General features: G+C 38.3%; 21 protein-coding genes. 4 read left to right on the top strand and 17 right to left on the bottom strand.

Translation table 11 applies throughout. From position 1 onward, the window contains the following. Positions 1-148 precede the first annotated feature (148 nt). From G4Y78_RS29060 to G4Y78_RS29000, 13 genes are all read right to left on the bottom strand, one after another. Entirely contained in the window at positions 149-475 is a 327-nt protein-coding gene (locus G4Y78_RS29060) for a hypothetical protein (protein WP_163836722.1), read from the bottom strand. A 250-nt stretch (positions 476-725) separates the two neighbouring features. Beyond that, the gene (locus G4Y78_RS29055; RefSeq protein ID WP_163836721.1) at positions 726-1358 is read right to left on the bottom strand and encodes a DUF1493 family protein; all 633 of its coding nucleotides are present in this window, start codon (positions 1356-1358) and stop codon (positions 726-728) included. Between the two features lie 74 nt (positions 1359-1432). Further along, entirely contained in the window at positions 1433-1882 is a 450-nt protein-coding gene (locus tag G4Y78_RS29050; RefSeq protein ID WP_163836720.1) for a hypothetical protein, read from the bottom strand. Positions 1883-1942: 60 nt separating this feature from the next. Then, positions 1943-2185, bottom strand: coding sequence for a hypothetical protein (locus G4Y78_RS29045; protein ID WP_163836719.1), 243 nt, complete (start codon positions 2183-2185; stop codon positions 1943-1945). Between the two features lie 317 nt (positions 2186-2502). Continuing rightward, positions 2503-2916 carry a DUF6210 family protein gene (locus G4Y78_RS29040; protein WP_163836718.1) on the bottom strand — a complete coding sequence of 138 codons (414 nt, stop codon included), beginning with the start codon at positions 2914-2916 and terminating at the stop codon, positions 2503-2505. A 96-nt stretch (positions 2917-3012) separates the two neighbouring features. Then, positions 3013-3297: a hypothetical protein gene (locus G4Y78_RS29035; RefSeq protein ID WP_163836717.1), complete on the bottom strand. Its 285-nt coding sequence runs from the start codon at positions 3295-3297 to the stop codon at positions 3013-3015. Between the two features lie 80 nt (positions 3298-3377). Next, complete coding sequence (locus tag G4Y78_RS29030) at positions 3378-3731, bottom strand: hypothetical protein (RefSeq protein WP_163836716.1); 354 nt, start codon at positions 3729-3731, stop codon at positions 3378-3380. Between the two features lie 11 nt (positions 3732-3742). Continuing rightward, positions 3743-4396, bottom strand: coding sequence for a hypothetical protein (locus tag G4Y78_RS29025; RefSeq protein ID WP_163836715.1), 654 nt, complete (start codon positions 4394-4396; stop codon positions 3743-3745). Between the two features lie 95 nt (positions 4397-4491). After that, a complete protein-coding gene (locus G4Y78_RS29020) occupies positions 4492-4848 on the bottom strand; it encodes a hypothetical protein (RefSeq protein WP_163836714.1) in 357 nt (118 codons plus the stop codon). 93 nt (positions 4849-4941) lie between these two features. Next, a complete protein-coding gene (locus G4Y78_RS29015; protein ID WP_163836713.1) occupies positions 4942-5433 on the bottom strand; it encodes a hypothetical protein in 492 nt (163 codons plus the stop codon). Positions 5434-5550: 117 nt separating this feature from the next. Next, the gene (locus G4Y78_RS29010) at positions 5551-6210 is read right to left on the bottom strand and encodes a hypothetical protein (RefSeq protein ID WP_163836712.1); all 660 of its coding nucleotides are present in this window, start codon (positions 6208-6210) and stop codon (positions 5551-5553) included. Between the two features lie 281 nt (positions 6211-6491). Continuing rightward, the gene (locus G4Y78_RS29005; protein ID WP_163836711.1) at positions 6492-6770 is read right to left on the bottom strand and encodes a hypothetical protein; all 279 of its coding nucleotides are present in this window, start codon (positions 6768-6770) and stop codon (positions 6492-6494) included. A 30-nt stretch (positions 6771-6800) separates the two neighbouring features. Next, entirely contained in the window at positions 6801-7391 is a 591-nt protein-coding gene (locus G4Y78_RS29000) for a hypothetical protein (protein ID WP_163836710.1), read from the bottom strand. 407 nt (positions 7392-7798) lie between these two features. Here G4Y78_RS29000 and G4Y78_RS28995 point away from each other — a divergent pair, with 407 nt between their 5' ends. Beyond that, entirely contained in the window at positions 7799-8662 is an 864-nt protein-coding gene (locus G4Y78_RS28995) for an AbfB domain-containing protein (protein ID WP_163836709.1), read from the top strand. Between the two features lie 403 nt (positions 8663-9065). After that, the gene (locus tag G4Y78_RS28990) at positions 9066-10241 is read left to right on the top strand and encodes a TerD family protein (RefSeq protein ID WP_163836708.1); all 1176 of its coding nucleotides are present in this window, start codon (positions 9066-9068) and stop codon (positions 10239-10241) included. Positions 10242-10434: 193 nt separating this feature from the next. Here G4Y78_RS28990 and G4Y78_RS28985 read toward each other — a convergent pair whose 3' ends face one another. From G4Y78_RS28985 to G4Y78_RS28970, 4 genes are all read right to left on the bottom strand, one after another. After that, on the bottom strand, positions 10435-10572 hold the full coding sequence (locus G4Y78_RS28985; RefSeq protein WP_163836707.1) for a hypothetical protein: 138 nt from the start codon (positions 10570-10572) through the stop codon (positions 10435-10437). A gap of 300 nt (positions 10573-10872) precedes the next feature. Continuing rightward, positions 10873-11448, bottom strand: a complete 576-nt coding sequence (locus tag G4Y78_RS28980; RefSeq protein WP_163836706.1) for a hypothetical protein — start codon at positions 11446-11448, stop codon at positions 10873-10875. A 3-nt stretch (positions 11449-11451) separates the two neighbouring features. Further along, entirely contained in the window at positions 11452-12099 is a 648-nt protein-coding gene (locus G4Y78_RS28975; RefSeq protein ID WP_163836705.1) for a hypothetical protein, read from the bottom strand. A gap of 272 nt (positions 12100-12371) precedes the next feature. Further along, positions 12372-12614 (bottom strand): hypothetical protein, encoded by a 243-nt coding sequence (locus G4Y78_RS28970; protein WP_163836704.1) that lies wholly within the window; start codon positions 12612-12614, stop codon positions 12372-12374. Between the two features lie 449 nt (positions 12615-13063). Here G4Y78_RS28970 and G4Y78_RS28965 point away from each other — a divergent pair, with 449 nt between their 5' ends. Together G4Y78_RS28965 and G4Y78_RS28960 are read left to right on the top strand one after the other, a co-directional pair. After that, positions 13064-13297, top strand: coding sequence for a hypothetical protein (locus tag G4Y78_RS28965; protein WP_163836703.1), 234 nt, complete (start codon positions 13064-13066; stop codon positions 13295-13297). 275 nt (positions 13298-13572) lie between these two features. Further along, the gene (locus G4Y78_RS28960) at positions 13573-15078 is read left to right on the top strand and encodes a DUF6531 domain-containing protein (RefSeq protein WP_163836702.1); all 1506 of its coding nucleotides are present in this window, start codon (positions 13573-13575) and stop codon (positions 15076-15078) included. Positions 15079-15157: the final 79 nt, after the last annotated feature.

The raw sequence follows: 15157 nt of genomic DNA, 5'->3' as shown, positions 1-15157 counted from the left end.
AAGAGGCCTATTAGCCCCAACTGAAATGTTCCATATTCTAGGTAAATATTAACAATATGCCGAGGATATGGAACATCATAAAAGTTCTCTAAACCTCAGCTCAGGAGTGGCTAGGATTCTTCGTTCAGAGAATAAAACAGTATACCTGCTATCCTTCTAAAGCAGTTTCTACAGCCTTCTTTCCATCATCGTTGACAAAAATCACACGTTGACGTGGATCATCTGCATAAGGCCCAGCTTCAATAAAGCTGGCATTAGATTTCTTTCGGATAGTGTGCCCATTATAAAGTGGCTCGACGATATCTGCATACTCATGATGAGAGATATTGAGCTTTTGTTTTAGGTCAACTGATCTTAATGGGCCTTCCTTACTTAGTGTTAATAGTACAATTAACTGGTCAATAGTCAGGCTTGAGTCAATTTCTCGGAAAACTTGCAATGCATTTATCAATGATGCTGCTTTTACTTCTGACATTTATCATGACTTCCAAAGTTAACAACTGTTGTATACTGGCGGATTTAGTTAACAAATGCAATTAATAAAGGCGTGGGCAGCATTGTTAAACACTGCAGAAGTTCCGGTCATCAGAAAACCGTACTTATGATTGTTCAACACAAGCAAAGCAGAGGGCCACCTCTACTCTTAATCGTGATATGCTCACGATAACGTTATCACCAGTTTTTTGGCTTAATTGGTTCTTGGGGAGTATCTACACACTAACTGATTAAGCTTTTCTAACTTGCGGTGGCTTAAACCATTTCCCAGACTCAACAACTTTAAAAATATGACCAATTGTGACTGGAAAAGCCTTTCTATGCTTATCTCGCGCTCGATTAGTCAATAGGCTAAAGAACCCTTCACCTTCTTCACAGAAGTATTGATCAAACTCAAAACCACTAAAATCAGTACCAAACTTTTCATGAATTGCTTCGAACAATTCCCATGCATCATCACCAGTAATTCCATAGTCTTGTTCAAGCCTTGCCTCAGGGAATAACTCACTAGGTTTTAAGAATACCTTCTCTAAAAAAATAGCTTCAAGCTCCTGAATTAATGTTGTATTTGTAGTTGAAAACTTAATATAACTGTTAATTAATTTCTGGAATCGTTCAGTGAATTGTTCACCAAAGCGTTCGTCTACTTTTCTGATATTTTCTATAGCTTTTTCTATTGAGAAATCACCTGGGCGACTTTCAATTATTGCCAAAGCTTCATTATGTAATGCATAGCTTAGATGTGCAGATACAGCCTCACACAATGTCTCTTTATCTATCTTGCCAAGATGGTGACTCAGCAATAACCGTAACTCATACACAGCTTGTGCAAGAATTTTTGTTTGAGCATCTTTTTTATCCATAACCTACTCGGACAAAACAGGGGGATTAATGAGCGTCTATCTGACGCTGGTTTGGTGAGCTTGCTAGATACCAGCTAGCCATAAGCCTCATAATTGATATCATCCTTGGCCCCATTGTCATTAACACCAGGCTGGGTAAGCCCCATCTCTAGTATTTTTGACTCGACAGATTTTGGGTAAAACTGGGGGCTATTAATCTCCTTCCAACAATAAGCGTCTTCATAAACGCCATCATATTCTTGTTTTTTCTGATCCCATTTAGGTAAAGGTTCTCGTATCAACAACCAGCCGAACTCTCGCTTTAAAGCTTCCTTTGTCGCGTTCATTCTAACTTCATAGCGCAATGATCCATCCTCATTCTGAAAATATGCTGGGACAACCGAGCAATCAATATCTGGAGATAAATGATCGAGCATATCAGCAACTTCCTCTGGACTAGCGTCCTCTGCCTCGATTATAACAACTTCAGCTAGAGGTTTACCCTTAGAAATTAACTCCGTAAGCAATGGTTTCTTGTTACTCATAATTGGCTAACTATTAATGAAAATGACTCTAACTCTGGTGGCTAGGTGCTAGCTCTATATCTAAATTGGCCAATCCTCTTTTGCTACTTCATCCATCAGCCATTTAATTAATTGAAACGGAACATTCTCTTTGTAACAAGAGAATACCACTTTGCCTAATTCGTCGTAATGAAATACTTCAGCAATAACTTCGATTTCTTTTTCCGTACGATCTGAGAGTTCAAGATAGACACCGTCTCGTTGAACATCACTGCCGAAAATTATTTCGTATTTTCTTCCTTCAAATTCTTTGAGTTCACTCATTATATTTAATCAACACCACTATTTCTTAGATTGGTAGGCATTGCATTATTAATAGCCTGTTCAAACTCATTTTTGGAAATAGAAAACTCTTTAAACTCTGCAAGATCAAGGCTGCCTTCTGGCAAGCCTCCGTATTCATCTTCTAGGTGATCTTCAGAATAATAAAGGCTATTACCATTTTCGTACTCATGTAAACACCTGGTTGTATATCCCTCAGAATCTAGTTCTAGTCACCATAGGGAAGCTCCCCAGGAGTCAAACTCATCACCTCTTGATTCATCCCAACTTCTTTTAAAATAATACATTTCAACTTTCGTTTAATCGCTGTTTGGCCATGTTAATATTGTGTTTTGTGAAATATTATTTTCGATTGTGTCATCAAGGGTACCTTTGAGTTTGACATGTAACCAAGCTTCCTTGGATCTACTAAGTTTACTCCAATCAATCTCTATGTCCCTTGTAAACGGGGAGTTGCCTAAAAGTTCCTGTATCTTTTCTGCAAGCTCTCGATTAATGACTCCTGGGTTTCCTTCTGGAAACAAGCCACATAGTTTCAGCGTCAGTGATTCTTTTGGGTTATCTAGCTGTATATCATATTCAATCGGTACTATGCTTCCTTCAACTTCGGGATAATCACATTCAGTTCCTCCAACCTGATTTGTATAAACTACTCCGGTGCTACCGGGAATTATCAGAACTGTTTGTGTGAGGCTTAGTAGTTGGACTCTCATTTATAGTGCCTAGTAGTAATGAATGCTATTCCACGCTTGTGATTAGGGAAACTGGCTAGATACTAGTTCTTAAACGATTATTTGGTTTCATTTTAGCTAGTCAATTATTTCAGGCTCAACTCTGCCTTTCTCTTTTACCTGGTTCAAAATCCAAAAGATGCCATCAATAAGCATATCTTTTGCAAACCCATCTTGTATTTTATAGCCATTTCGACTGTCTCTTACTAGCTCTGGGTAACTTGCTGAGAATCGATCTCCTATTTGGCTTACGGTCACTGTAATTGACTTTCCAAAAACTACTTCAACCTGGTGAGCATCTTGATTAATCTCATGCACACTAACATTACTAAATTTAGATTTTAAAATGTCTACTAACGTCATAACCTATTTCCGTAGGATAATGAACACCACTATAGTGTAGTGGGTTGGGGAAAGCTGGCTAGATTTCCACTCTTACCCGATTAGGTTTTTTTACGCATATCGTGTCTTTGTCTAAGGCATTTATCTATTTTTTTCAGAGTAGCCTTTCGATTTTGCGATTTTCTCAAAACCTCTAATCTTGCCTCACCTTGTTCGATATCATGCTTTAAACGAACAGTTTCAATTTCCGAAGGTAGTCCGTTTCGAACTAAATCGGAATACGATTTTCTTAATTGTTGCCATTTCTTAGTCTCACGTCTTTTCGGGACAGGAGTAGCATCCCCTATATTGTAACAATTTTCTTTACATATAGAGCAGATAACTAAGCTATTATGCTTTTTAGGTCGCCTATAAGAAACTCTGCAATCAAAACAAACCCAAGTAAAATTGTTCATTATTTTAAAACCTAACTACTAATGAACGTCATGGGCGGCTGACTAGAAACTGCACTTGTCAGATAAAGCTTCGCAAAGCTATTAATAAACTCTGAAATTTCAACTTCTGCATTGGTATGTTCTGGATAAGTAATACGATACTTCAACAGCATGTCTTTGATTTGGAAAAGGTATAGGTGTGATGTGACCGTCTGTTGATTACCTGCAAATTGTTCACTGTATGTAAATGTTGCATGGATACCAATATTCTCCACATCGCCCTGCTCTAATATGTACTCACTTTCTGTAATCAATTTAGAGTTCTTGTGGCCATAAAGAACATCTTGCTTGCTACGCTCGTAGGAGTTATCAAATAAATGTCTTTTAGCAACTTCAATCACTTCTTTGGGAGAGCCAAAAGAGGTAACTTTTTGTGCAGGGTAGCTATATAGAGTGATCGCAATTGGCATTGTAGAATGATTGTACCCAACACCTACATTAGTTGCTGCTTTATCGTATTTTGTTACCTTCACGCGTTTGAACTTGTTCAACTTGTTAGGAAAAGTAAAGCCTGTACTCTCTTGCTTGTACTCCCCAGTAACTGGGATAGTTTGAGGGCTGTAACGTTGTTGAATATCGCAAGATGCTAATAAAAATATCAATAAAACTAATATGCTACGTTTCATGTGACTCCCAAAGGCACTTAACAACTAATGAGCATCATAATGACGCAGGTGGTGCAAGAATAGCTTGCTAGATACCAGCTCTTACCCGATTATATTTAAACCTGCCAAGCATTAACTATGTTCCGAGTGTATATAGTTTCGGGCTCTTCATTATCTACATGAAGCATGCCTTCATCTTTCAGTATTTCCTGTTCAATTAGCAGTAAAACTAATTCCTCGGTTTTATCTGGATATGTAAATGCCGTATTCCTATCACCAGTTTCAAAAGGCCAGTCGTCATATGTATCAGATACAAACTGTATTTGATCTCCCTGATTTTTTAGTAGATACCAAGTTACTATTGCTGATTGTGCAGAATTTCCAGCCAATTCTCGCATTTTACTCCCGTTGAGGTGGGAAAAAGAGATCATTTCTTTTTTTGTTTCATTTACGAGAATATACTCAACGCCCATGATTACTCCTTAAACATAACTACTGCTATTTGCAGTACCTCTGGAGGTGCGAAGCACCAGAGGTGGCATACGGCACAGCATGGAATTGTTACACTATTCTGTCCACTTTTTAGTATCGATATCGTTCGAATAAACACCTGCTGACATTGCATCAGATTCGCTAGATTCAACTTTAACCTCTTTGAGATAATTAGAGGTTCTTTTTCTAAACGTTAAAAATGCAACGATAAAGCTAAATAATGGTAAGGAGCCACCGTTTGACAAACTTGCTAACTGGATTAGAACGGCCAAAATAGTTGAGGGATAAAGAAGCCAGCGCCACCTCACTAACATACCGATTAGGACTAGGAATGGAAAAATGGTTTCGAATACTGCATTACCAGAGATGGCACCCGCATCACCTTCATTGAATGTAACGGGGTCATAGCCTGCACTTTTTAAAAAACCTTTTTCAAAGTTAGCCAAGAAACCCTCTGGCATATCATTGAAGGCAAACAATAAGGACAGTAAAACCAATAGTATACACGCGACAACCTGAAGTGTGGAAATTAATAAAATGGCCTTAACAGAAGTTGGTTTGTTCATTTTATTTTCTAAGTGACTCATTTGGATTTAATATGCGGTATGTTGATGTAACTATATTAATGAACGTCACTCTGGCATGGTGTTGGGTAAACTGACTAGATTCCAGCTCTTACCCGATTATAACTTTTCTACTCGTTGCCAAAGATCGAAATCGCTTCCACAGGCGGAAACTATATAGTTTCCACACCATGAAAAACCGAATGCCCTAACGTGTTCTTTATATATTTTGGTGCAAAAAGTTTGGTTTCCGGGTACTAAAGCACTTTTATAGTTTTGACAAAGCACTAAATCATATTCTGGCCATTCAGGAGCCACAAGCTCTAAGCTTTCACCCGCTGAGTTTGATTGAGGTAACCCACCACCTGAATACGTTGACAATGCAACTAATTCGTCGCCTATAGGACCAATACCCTGACAATACATACTGTTATCGGATAATCCTTCATAGGCTGTTTCATCTCTTGCTACTTTCTTCCCAGATTCAAGGTCAACTATACCTCTACCCTGGCTGGAAACAACTAATAAATAGCGATCAGTTTTAGAGAAACCAACAGACAATAGTCCCCCAACAGCATATGAACCCATATGTTTCCAGCCATCTGGATTTTTACTGCTCTTAATTTGATTCAGCAGACCTATGAGCCGGGTTCTATTTTGTTCCTTGTAGGACTCCGCTGAGCTAGACGTTTTTCTCTTAAAAAGCTTGATAAAAAGACCTCTCCAACATTTCAGTAACCCACCAACTTGGCAGAAGTTATAACTATTAATGAACGTCACTCTGATGCACTATTTCTGCCGTATTTTGACTGAAACTGCTTTATAGGTCTAGTTTTCCTGTGTATAAAACGCAACCACCAAGCTTTCAAAACTGCTCAATGTTCTTTTTTCCTTCTACTTCACCTGTCGCTATTCCAAAACCAGCCGATAACGACCACTTATCGGTAGTTACGAGGAAATATATGACAGCTTGGTTGCAGGTTGACCAATTTTTTGAGGGAACAAAGAAAGAGTTAGTAAGTTTGTGGGTATTTATACTTTGGCTCGATAGGGCTTAGTTTTTATGAGAGTGAATTAAACGCTATCTCTGTAAGGTATCCATGCAAAGCACTTAAGACATATACACCATACTTTAGCTTTCCATCATCAGGCTTCTCAAGCCATAAAGTATGTGCACACAGTATTTCTCCTAGATTTTCTATATCTTGAACTTCTAGCAACTTAGCACTGATTTTTTCATCACCAGAACGAAACTCAAGTGTTGCATTAAAAGAATCACCAACACGATTTATATATAATTTATCGACAATAATCTTTTTATAAGTTTGATTTAGTTCCATTCTCAGATTCTTCTACTCATCACTCAGATACTACTGGTTTGGAGAGCTGGCTAGATCAGTTCTTACGTGATTAGATGAATTGCTACGGTATAACTGTACAACTTTGGGATTCTGAGCATCCATAAACATGAAAGCTCTACCATATAGTGCCTGCATACCGAATTCGTCAAACTTATTTTGACCTAAACCTGTGATCAATACTTCATCCGTAGCCAAAGCCTCTAGGTGCCTAGATTTTATTTTTTCAATATGTTTTTCGGAAAATTCGGTAAGAACAACATTATAAGCTGGATGATTATATTGAACCAAAATATTACCATCTTTCATATTTACCGGGTTCATATCTGGATGATAATTAATTATCTTTGATAACACTTCAACGGCATACTGTTTCCCCTGCAAATCATCCAGACCGTCTTTGAGAACCACTATTGTGCCATTTGCAAACTGCGCCAAATCTTTTTCCTGGTTTGTATAGTAAATCATCCTTTCCAGTTGGCTTTCAATAGAGGCAGAAAAATTGGGCTTCCATTTCGGTACTGGTGGAAACTGTTTATCCTCTGCTACGACCAGGTTACTAAAACCTAAAAACGTTAATATGATGCCTATTAATTTCCTCATGCTTTCCTTTCATTTAACTACTAATGAACGTCACTATGACACACAGTTGCCGCCGTATTTTGACTGAAACTCGCAAACAGGTCTAGTGTATGAAACGTAACCACCAGGCTATCAGGCCTGCTGAGTGCTCTATTTCCAACCCCTCGATTTGTCGGTGTTATCAGGCTATTTGATTTCAGATTGATCAGTTAGGGGCTAGCGTGATGGGAAAGTTGTGAGAGTTAACTAGATAGTTAGCTGTTAGGAATTCTTCTAATAGGCACCTTGATATTGGTTGTTATTAGAGCTTAATCGGCCATGCTCCATATCTAAAATATACATACTTTCGATCTTAGAATAAAAGAAGTATGCTTCGTTTCTGAGTTTACTTATGGATAGTATAAATAATAATCAAAAAAGGAAAGTACATGAAAATCTTAAGTTATTTAAGATATCTAGGATTTGCTCTAATTGTGATTACCCCCGTCAGAGCTGCACAAATTTATGTGGATCACTGCAGAGGCATCAACGTAGATGTAAACATTGAAGTATTCAACGGTAATGATTCTGCTATGTTAATACCCTACCAAACTGCAAAAATGAATACCAATGCTCAAAATAGATTAGATTGTGCTGCTAATCAGGGAAGTTGTAAATTACGTATGTGGCCTTCTACTTCTCCAAAAGAGCATGCTAAAGTGTATACACTGAGTCATGACAGCAATTTTTACTTTTGTAATATACTAGGCAATAACAGCTTGCCAGAGATCATGGAGCTAAGAAACAGTTGCTCTAATGCTTGGCTTTGTCGTGGAGAGTATGCGCCAAGACCTATTCCTTCATCCATTCCTAGTGGTGTACCACTCAATCAGATTGTATCAATAAAATCCCAGAATTATCCTGGTATGTGTTTAAAGCACGAGAACTTTAAGATGTATCTACGAGCTTGTGACTACAACAGTAATGATTTTAAGTTTGAAGTAGTACCTGGTTTACTAGATGGCGATACAAAAATATCATTTGAGTCAGTAAGCCACAGAGGATATTACTTACGACATAGTAATTTTAAAATACGGATGGACTCTTTAGCTACTAGCACTGATAAAACGCAACTCAAAGCTGATGCATCTTTTTGGGCTGTAGACAGTTATGCTGATGAATCAAAATTTGCTTTTAGGGTTCCTTTCTTTGATAACCTGTACATTAGGCATAAAAACTTTGAGTTTATCATTGATAATGTCCAGTCTGAGCTTGATACATTAGATACTTCATTTGAATTTATAGTCCACTAAACAGAATGTGGGCGAAAAATTTGATGAAACACAGGTTTGATCCACTACCCCGACTCGATAAAACAACTGATCGTGAACAATACTGGTAGAGTTACTCCGCCGAGGAACCGAGAAGAAATGTTAGAGAGGCTGAGCTGCTTGAGAAAACATGTTACTAAAGGTGCAGCAGACGATTTAATTGCGTCGGTTAATCATGTGTAGGAAGAGTGGGTTAAACCGGGGTTCGTTAGTAAGTTTGTAACTTAGTCTGCTCAGTGGTGGGGCTACTCTATCTAAGCTACCTGTAGGGGGGCAGGCGTTACCATTTCCTTCATTATGCGGAGCACAGCTTATCCGGAGAAATGGATGCAAAATTCCTGCTAGCTCTATCTGATTAATTCAATGAAAATAATTAGATGAAACGATGAAAGAACTTATATCTGGCCAAAAAATTAAACTTGATAGCATAACGCACGCAACGTCATTAACTATTGAGATACAACTGTCTTTTAAACAACCTGTCATATTTGATATCAGTTGTTTTGGGTTAGATGCTAATAACCAGTTATCTGATGATCGTTATATGATCTTTTATAATCAAGTTAAATCGCCTTGTTCATCGTTGCGAATAGAGAAAACAAACAATCAAAACCTTCAGTTATTTAAGGTAGATCTTGCCAACCTCCCCTCCACCATTAAAAAAATTGTATTTGTCGCAACGATTGATGGTGAAGGTAATATGAGCTGTATTGAAAATGGTGCATTAAGAATAGCGGATGCTAATGGGCACATTGCCAGCTTCGGTTTTCAAGGTAGTCTGTTCAACCAAGAAAAAGCCATCATGATTGGTGAAATTTACTACAAAGATGTTTGGCGCTTTGGTGCCATGGGGCAAGGTTTTAATGGTGGTTTAAGTGCATTGTTAAAGCACTTTGGCGGAGAAGAATTAACAGAAGAGCCAAAAAAACCAAAGCCAGTTGAGCCCTCCTCGTCCCCAGCAACGATTAAACTAAGCAAAATTACTTTAGAAAAAAGAGGTGATAAACAGTCCATTAGCTTGGAAAAAACGGGTACTACTCAAGTTATTAAAATTAACCTGAACTGGGATAAAGCTGAGCAAAAGAAACTGGGTGGGCTATTTAAATCAAAAGGTGCAGACCTTGATTTAGGGTGTATGTACAGACTTAAAAATGGAAAAATAGGTGTCATTCAACCGTTAGATACATTTGGTGATAAAAATAACCCGCCCTATATTTTGCTTGATAAAGATGATCGTAGCGGCCAAAGTGTTAGTGGTGAAAACCTTACTATTTATAGGCCTGATCAAATAGAATTTATTATGATTTTTGCCATGATCTATGAGGGCGCAAGAGATTTCACGACAGTTAATGGCCGCTTAACAATAATAGACCACTATAACAATGAGATTAATATTAAGTTAGATGCACCAAACCCTAATTTAACTTTCTGTGCTGCTTGTTGTTTTCAAAATACCGGTAATACCTTTGATTTAAGAAAAGAGGAATTATACTTCAAAGGACATCAAGAAGCGGATAATCATTTTGGTTTTGGGTTTACTTGGAGGAGAGCATCAAAATAAACTGGGGGAGGCTATCCCCTTTTACAATAACCTCTAATTAGGGGCTACCTACCAACAGGCATTAAACGAAAAGCAAGGCCAGTTGCTGATAGCCATAGAAGATCAGCTTAGCACTAATGATCAAGCCAAGCAGGAGGTTGCAACCCTGGCCGTTAAGAACCTGGTTTTTGAAAAAATTGGAATGGGTAGTAATTTATATGACCGTTTTGGTTGATGCGATCATATGGCAGAATTGATCTTCACCAGGCATACCCATTTTAAACTCAAAGCAGTGTTCAAATTTAATTAAAGCGACATCACCTTCAGTATCGTAGTATGATCTTCCCGCCATTTAGCGGACACTTGTCATTAGGAGTTTAGGCGCATAGCTGCTCATATCCCTGATGTTGGTTTTAGATTTTTGGCAAAGAATTGGAAAACTTGGTCTTTGAAAATGGAGCAAACAAAAAATAATGGCAGCCATTGTGAATTGTAATCTCAGAGTGTAAGGAAGCTGAGCCTTGTAACAATTCCTAAACGAAACAGCTTCATAGCACTCAAAACTCTGTGTGTAGCAAAACCCTAAGTGATTGATTTGCTTTGGACAAACTGACTAACTTTTATACAAAAGTTAACCAGTTTTAAGGTGGCTCTATTGAGGATAATCAAAAGATGTCCCTATAACAGGCGGTGTTATAAAGTCTCCCCAAATACCCCACTTTGACTGATCTGAAGAAATTGAACCAAAAACCCAAAGGCTTGCAATGTTTAACTTTGGTATTATTAAACTATCAAAATCAAAACTGCCGACTTGATTTAAATGAATTGCCACAGTTAGGTTTTGTGAATCAACGTACTTATCCAAATTATTAATGACTTTTTCTATGGTAGCACTAGGGTTAATATCAGTGGGAACAACCTCTTTTAGTTGAACCGGGCACAAAGTATACTTTGTGCCTTCTACTATCTTTGCAACAAAATCATAGTCTTGTGACTCACTAGTAGCACAGTGTATAGTTTTATTAAGCTTGACATTCATTCCATAACAAAAAATAGCAGCCTCTCTTAACTCTCTCCATTGCTTTAGTTTATTAGTACGAAGGGTTTTTATGTTCACAGGAGTGTTTGATATTGCGAGATAAGATTCAAACTCACGAAGGCGTATTAGAAACCCTTTAGGGTCTTTGTAGATGAGCTTTTTTGCCTGATTAATCCAAGTAGAAGACATCGGTTATGGCTTTATAAAAGCTTCCGGATCTATATTATATACCTTATTATTTCTTAAATTATTAAGGTTAATAGAGTTAAAGTCCTCTTTCTCTATAGGGTGAACCCAGTTAATGACTCCCTCACTGCCATCAAGAGGTGTATATAGAAATACAACATCAAACTTTATTGTTGCTTTATAGCAGAAGTAGCTAATCAGGTATATAGTGCTATCACTAAGATGAAATTTATAATCTGTAATATATAGGAGAAGAAATAGCTCTTCAGTTAAATTATTAGGGTATTTATCTGACTTGGATTTTATTTTGCTAAAAACAAACTCTGCTATATCACCAGCTTTGTAAGTATTGGGTGCATTTTTGTAGTTTGTTTTGTAGTATTCTAATGGAGCAACCTCCATCATTTCTAAGTAGGCATCACCCCTTGGAGTTTGAACTGTAAAATCAAAGTCATCCTGTTGGTTTTGGTTAGGGTTTGAAATAAAAAAGTAATTTTTAAATATATCTCTCCCAGTTTTGATGAAACTATGAACAATATGTAACTCTATCTCCTCTTTGTTATCTGAGTAATTAATTTTATTAAATTCTTGCTTAGTAGTCCCATCAGAAAATGACAGTCTAGTAAATCCAGCTTTTCCTGTAGGTTTTTTCATAGCACTGCCTTCCTAGAGCGATTAACTATGAGTTAATATTTTCTTTAGAGTTGTATATATTATAGCCGTCTTGTGGTGTTTTTTTAAATCTACCCTCGAAACTCAAAGCTGATTATTGCTCTATCCCAAAAGCAAATGCAGCCAATAGTGCCTGTTAGTGGCAGTTGTCAGGGAGTAGATGACAGTTTGGTTATATCAATCAATCTGAGTAGGTAGCTAAGCTGGGTGGTATGGGGAGAGCTGGGTAGATGCCAGTTCTTAGCCGATTATATTTATGACTTACTAAGAGCCTCATTAATAATATCCAGCACTCCATCTAAAGGCATTGCGTAATACGGCCCTTCGAATTTACTGCTTTTGAAGTGTCTTAGATAACCATTATCAGATTGAAGATAATCAATACCTATTACTTCCTGGCCACCACTGGTTATGAGTACCTTTAATCTTTGCAAATCAACGTGGCTGTAATGATAAGTCATTACGAAGCCTTGTTCTGTGGGAATACCAATACTCACAATTTCTCCGAAAAATATAACTATTAATGAACGTCGCTCTGGTATGTATATACACAGTATTTTGACTGAATCTGCCCTGTAGGTCTAACCCTTTTGTTATGTACAAAGTTCAACCATAAGTCTCTTGAATCTACTCAGCACTTTATCCCCAACCCACCTCACTTGTAGCCTTTGCAAAAACAGCCGATAACTTCAGGAATCGGAGGATTTCATACAAAACCCGTAGTATGCTATCAAAATCCGTAATACGTATTCCTTAAGTTGATACTGACTAATTTAGAATATTCTAAATAAAAATAGCTCACACGCCCCGAAATTCACCAAAACAACCAAATACCCTCTTATTAACCTGGCAAAGCTAAAAGACAGGCGTCGTTTACTTAGGTGATAGTGACTTGATGCGGTATCATGGCACTGTCGTATGACTGAAACGAAAGGAGTATTTCACCATGTCACAGAGTTTACCTACGCCAGCCCAGCTGGATAATGTCATGGGGAAAGCAAATGGTGCACGTCAGGCACTGGTTGAGCTGATTGATGTGCTTGAATCATTGGAACTGGTGGCGACAGCAGACGGCTATAAAAGACAGCTGATGGACCTGGATAAACAGCAAATCAAACTGGCGGGGCTAGTGGCTCGTTGTCGAGAAGCGGGACAGATTACCGTAGATGATTATAAATAACTCACGCTCTAGCGGAGATACATAAGCCTGCGTAGAACTGACTTTTGACAAAAAGCGGGTTGGCCATCCTGCTTGTTCCTCCCTGAAGCTCCGTGTTGATCGAAAGGCGTCATTATAACCCTTTACCCAATGCCCGTAGCGTAAAGAGTCTGCCAAGCAAATGCCGTATAAAACATCATCACTTTAGCCGTGAAAAAAATCACCGGTTGTATAACAACACGATCACATTATAATCGACGGCATTGTATTGGTATGAAGTAAGGAATGTGTACCGGATGGGTTTAATACGAAGTTTTTCTTTTTTAAGTATTTTTCTGCTTTGTTCATCGTTTGCTAGTGGTAATGATCAGTATTATTGGCGAATAGGGCTAACAGGTATTTATTCGTCATATCCAGAAAAAATTTGCTCTCAGCATGCGAAACAATGGGTTTCAAATTTGCCTGTTGGGCACTCAGGTGAGATTACGCGCTCATATTACACATCAGATCGTAACTATAAAGTTATGTGTAATCATAGTAGTTTTAATGGTACATATGAAACACTTTGTGCGAGCTGTAACCGTAGAAAATGTCCTTCAAACTTCGTATTTGACTACGGATTAAAAAGATGCGAAGTAAAACAACCTAAAAAAAATACAGGTAGTGGTGATTGTTCTCAACCTGAAACGACGAAGTCAACCGGTAACCCAATTCGAGTTTCTACAGGCAATAAATACCAGGTTGAAACGGATATTACGGGCGTTATACCGTTTACTCGCTATTACAACAGTGAATTAAAAGGCTGGTCCCACCAATACCAGTATCAAATTCAGCAGCCCCAGAATAACCCTTCTCTTATTTATTTAATCCGGCCTGACGGTAAAGTCTTGTCTGCCAAATTGGACAATGAGGAGTGGAAAACCGATAGCGATGTGTTTTTAGCGGTTACTCGCACCGATCAAACCCCTGCAGGCTGGTTAATTAAAAAGGGCAAACAACAAGAGTTTTATGATAGTCAAGGCCGGTTAATTAGCTTGGAAAAGGCCAATGGTGAAGTATTAACCAGTGAGTGGGTGGATAAACAGCAGGTCATTAAAGACACTAAAGGTAATCAACTCACCATTACTTATGATGATGCTCACTTTCTTTCCTCAGTTAAATTGAATAACCGTGATGCCATCACTTATACCTACGATAAATTATTTTTGCTCACGCAAGTAACTTATAAAACAGGCAAAACTCGCCAGTACCATTACGAAAACGAAGCCTTCCCCTACCACTTAACTGGTATCATCGACGAAAACGGCGTCCGTTTTGCCACTTGGACCTATGACGACCAAGGCCGCGCAACTAGTTCAGAACACGCTGGCGGTAAGGAAAAAGTCACTCTGGCATTCCATGATAACAATTCCACCACGGTAACCAACCCATTAGGTAAGAAAACCACTTACCATTTTCAGTCGTTTAATGGGGTTAATAAGGTGGTAAAGGTGGAAGGTCACCAATCCGCTAATTGTGCCGCTGCCAATAAGGAATACACCTACTACCCTACTGGTTTGCTGAAAACCAAAACGGACTGGAAAGGCAACACCACCGAGTACAAGTACAATGACCAGGGCTTACAGATTGAGAAGACAGAAGCCGTCGGTACCCCACAAGCGCGCACCATTACTACTGAATGGGATGTAGAGAAACGCTTACCCTTGAAGTCCTCTGATGGAAAGCTGGAAACCCTTTATCAGTACGATGAGCAAGGGAAATTAGCTAATAAAAAGCAGGTGAGCCAACAACCCGCAAAATAACCCCAGTAACTGGCACTGCTTTTTCTGGTTGTGTTGCAAATATTTAATTAATTCAAAAACTATTTTCCCTTGGGCGCAC

Origin of the sequence: Spartinivicinus ruber (genome assembly GCF_011009015.1) — a bacterium.
GTDB lineage: Bacteria > Pseudomonadota > Gammaproteobacteria > Pseudomonadales > Zooshikellaceae > Spartinivicinus > Spartinivicinus ruber.
This window is presented reverse-complemented; position numbering and strand designations above follow the sequence as displayed.

Coding starts and splice junctions, on each gene's coding strand:
- G4Y78_RS28985 (WP_163836707.1), bottom strand. CDS start 10,572: ATGGCGGGAAGATCATACTACGATACTGAAGGTGATGTCGCTTTAATT.
- G4Y78_RS28975 (WP_163836705.1), bottom strand. CDS start 12,099: ATGAAAAAACCTACAGGAAAAGCTGGATTTACTAGACTGTCATTTTCT.
- G4Y78_RS29060 (WP_163836722.1), bottom strand. CDS start 475: ATGTCAGAAGTAAAAGCAGCATCATTGATAAATGCATTGCAAGTTTTC.
- G4Y78_RS29015 (WP_163836713.1), bottom strand. CDS start 5,433: ATGAACAAACCAACTTCTGTTAAGGCCATTTTATTAATTTCCACACTT.
- G4Y78_RS29005 (WP_163836711.1), bottom strand. CDS start 6,770: ATGGAACTAAATCAAACTTATAAAAAGATTATTGTCGATAAATTATAT.
- G4Y78_RS29000 (WP_163836710.1), bottom strand. CDS start 7,391: ATGAGGAAATTAATAGGCATCATATTAACGTTTTTAGGTTTTAGTAAC.
- G4Y78_RS28990 (WP_163836708.1), top strand. CDS start 9,066: ATGAAAGAACTTATATCTGGCCAAAAAATTAAACTTGATAGCATAACG.
- G4Y78_RS29030 (WP_163836716.1), bottom strand. CDS start 3,731: ATGAACAATTTTACTTGGGTTTGTTTTGATTGCAGAGTTTCTTATAGG.
- G4Y78_RS29040 (WP_163836718.1), bottom strand. CDS start 2,916: ATGAGAGTCCAACTACTAAGCCTCACACAAACAGTTCTGATAATTCCC.
- G4Y78_RS28995 (WP_163836709.1), top strand. CDS start 7,799: ATGAAAATCTTAAGTTATTTAAGATATCTAGGATTTGCTCTAATTGTG.
- G4Y78_RS29055 (WP_163836721.1), bottom strand. CDS start 1,358: ATGGATAAAAAAGATGCTCAAACAAAAATTCTTGCACAAGCTGTGTAT.
- G4Y78_RS28980 (WP_163836706.1), bottom strand. CDS start 11,448: ATGTCTTCTACTTGGATTAATCAGGCAAAAAAGCTCATCTACAAAGAC.
- G4Y78_RS29035 (WP_163836717.1), bottom strand. CDS start 3,297: ATGACGTTAGTAGACATTTTAAAATCTAAATTTAGTAATGTTAGTGTG.
- G4Y78_RS29025 (WP_163836715.1), bottom strand. CDS start 4,396: ATGAAACGTAGCATATTAGTTTTATTGATATTTTTATTAGCATCTTGC.
- G4Y78_RS29020 (WP_163836714.1), bottom strand. CDS start 4,848: ATGGGCGTTGAGTATATTCTCGTAAATGAAACAAAAAAAGAAATGATC.
- G4Y78_RS28965 (WP_163836703.1), top strand. CDS start 13,064: ATGTCACAGAGTTTACCTACGCCAGCCCAGCTGGATAATGTCATGGGG.
- G4Y78_RS29045 (WP_163836719.1), bottom strand. CDS start 2,185: ATGAGTGAACTCAAAGAATTTGAAGGAAGAAAATACGAAATAATTTTC.
- G4Y78_RS28960 (WP_163836702.1), top strand. CDS start 13,573: ATGGGTTTAATACGAAGTTTTTCTTTTTTAAGTATTTTTCTGCTTTGT.
- G4Y78_RS29050 (WP_163836720.1), bottom strand. CDS start 1,882: ATGAGTAACAAGAAACCATTGCTTACGGAGTTAATTTCTAAGGGTAAA.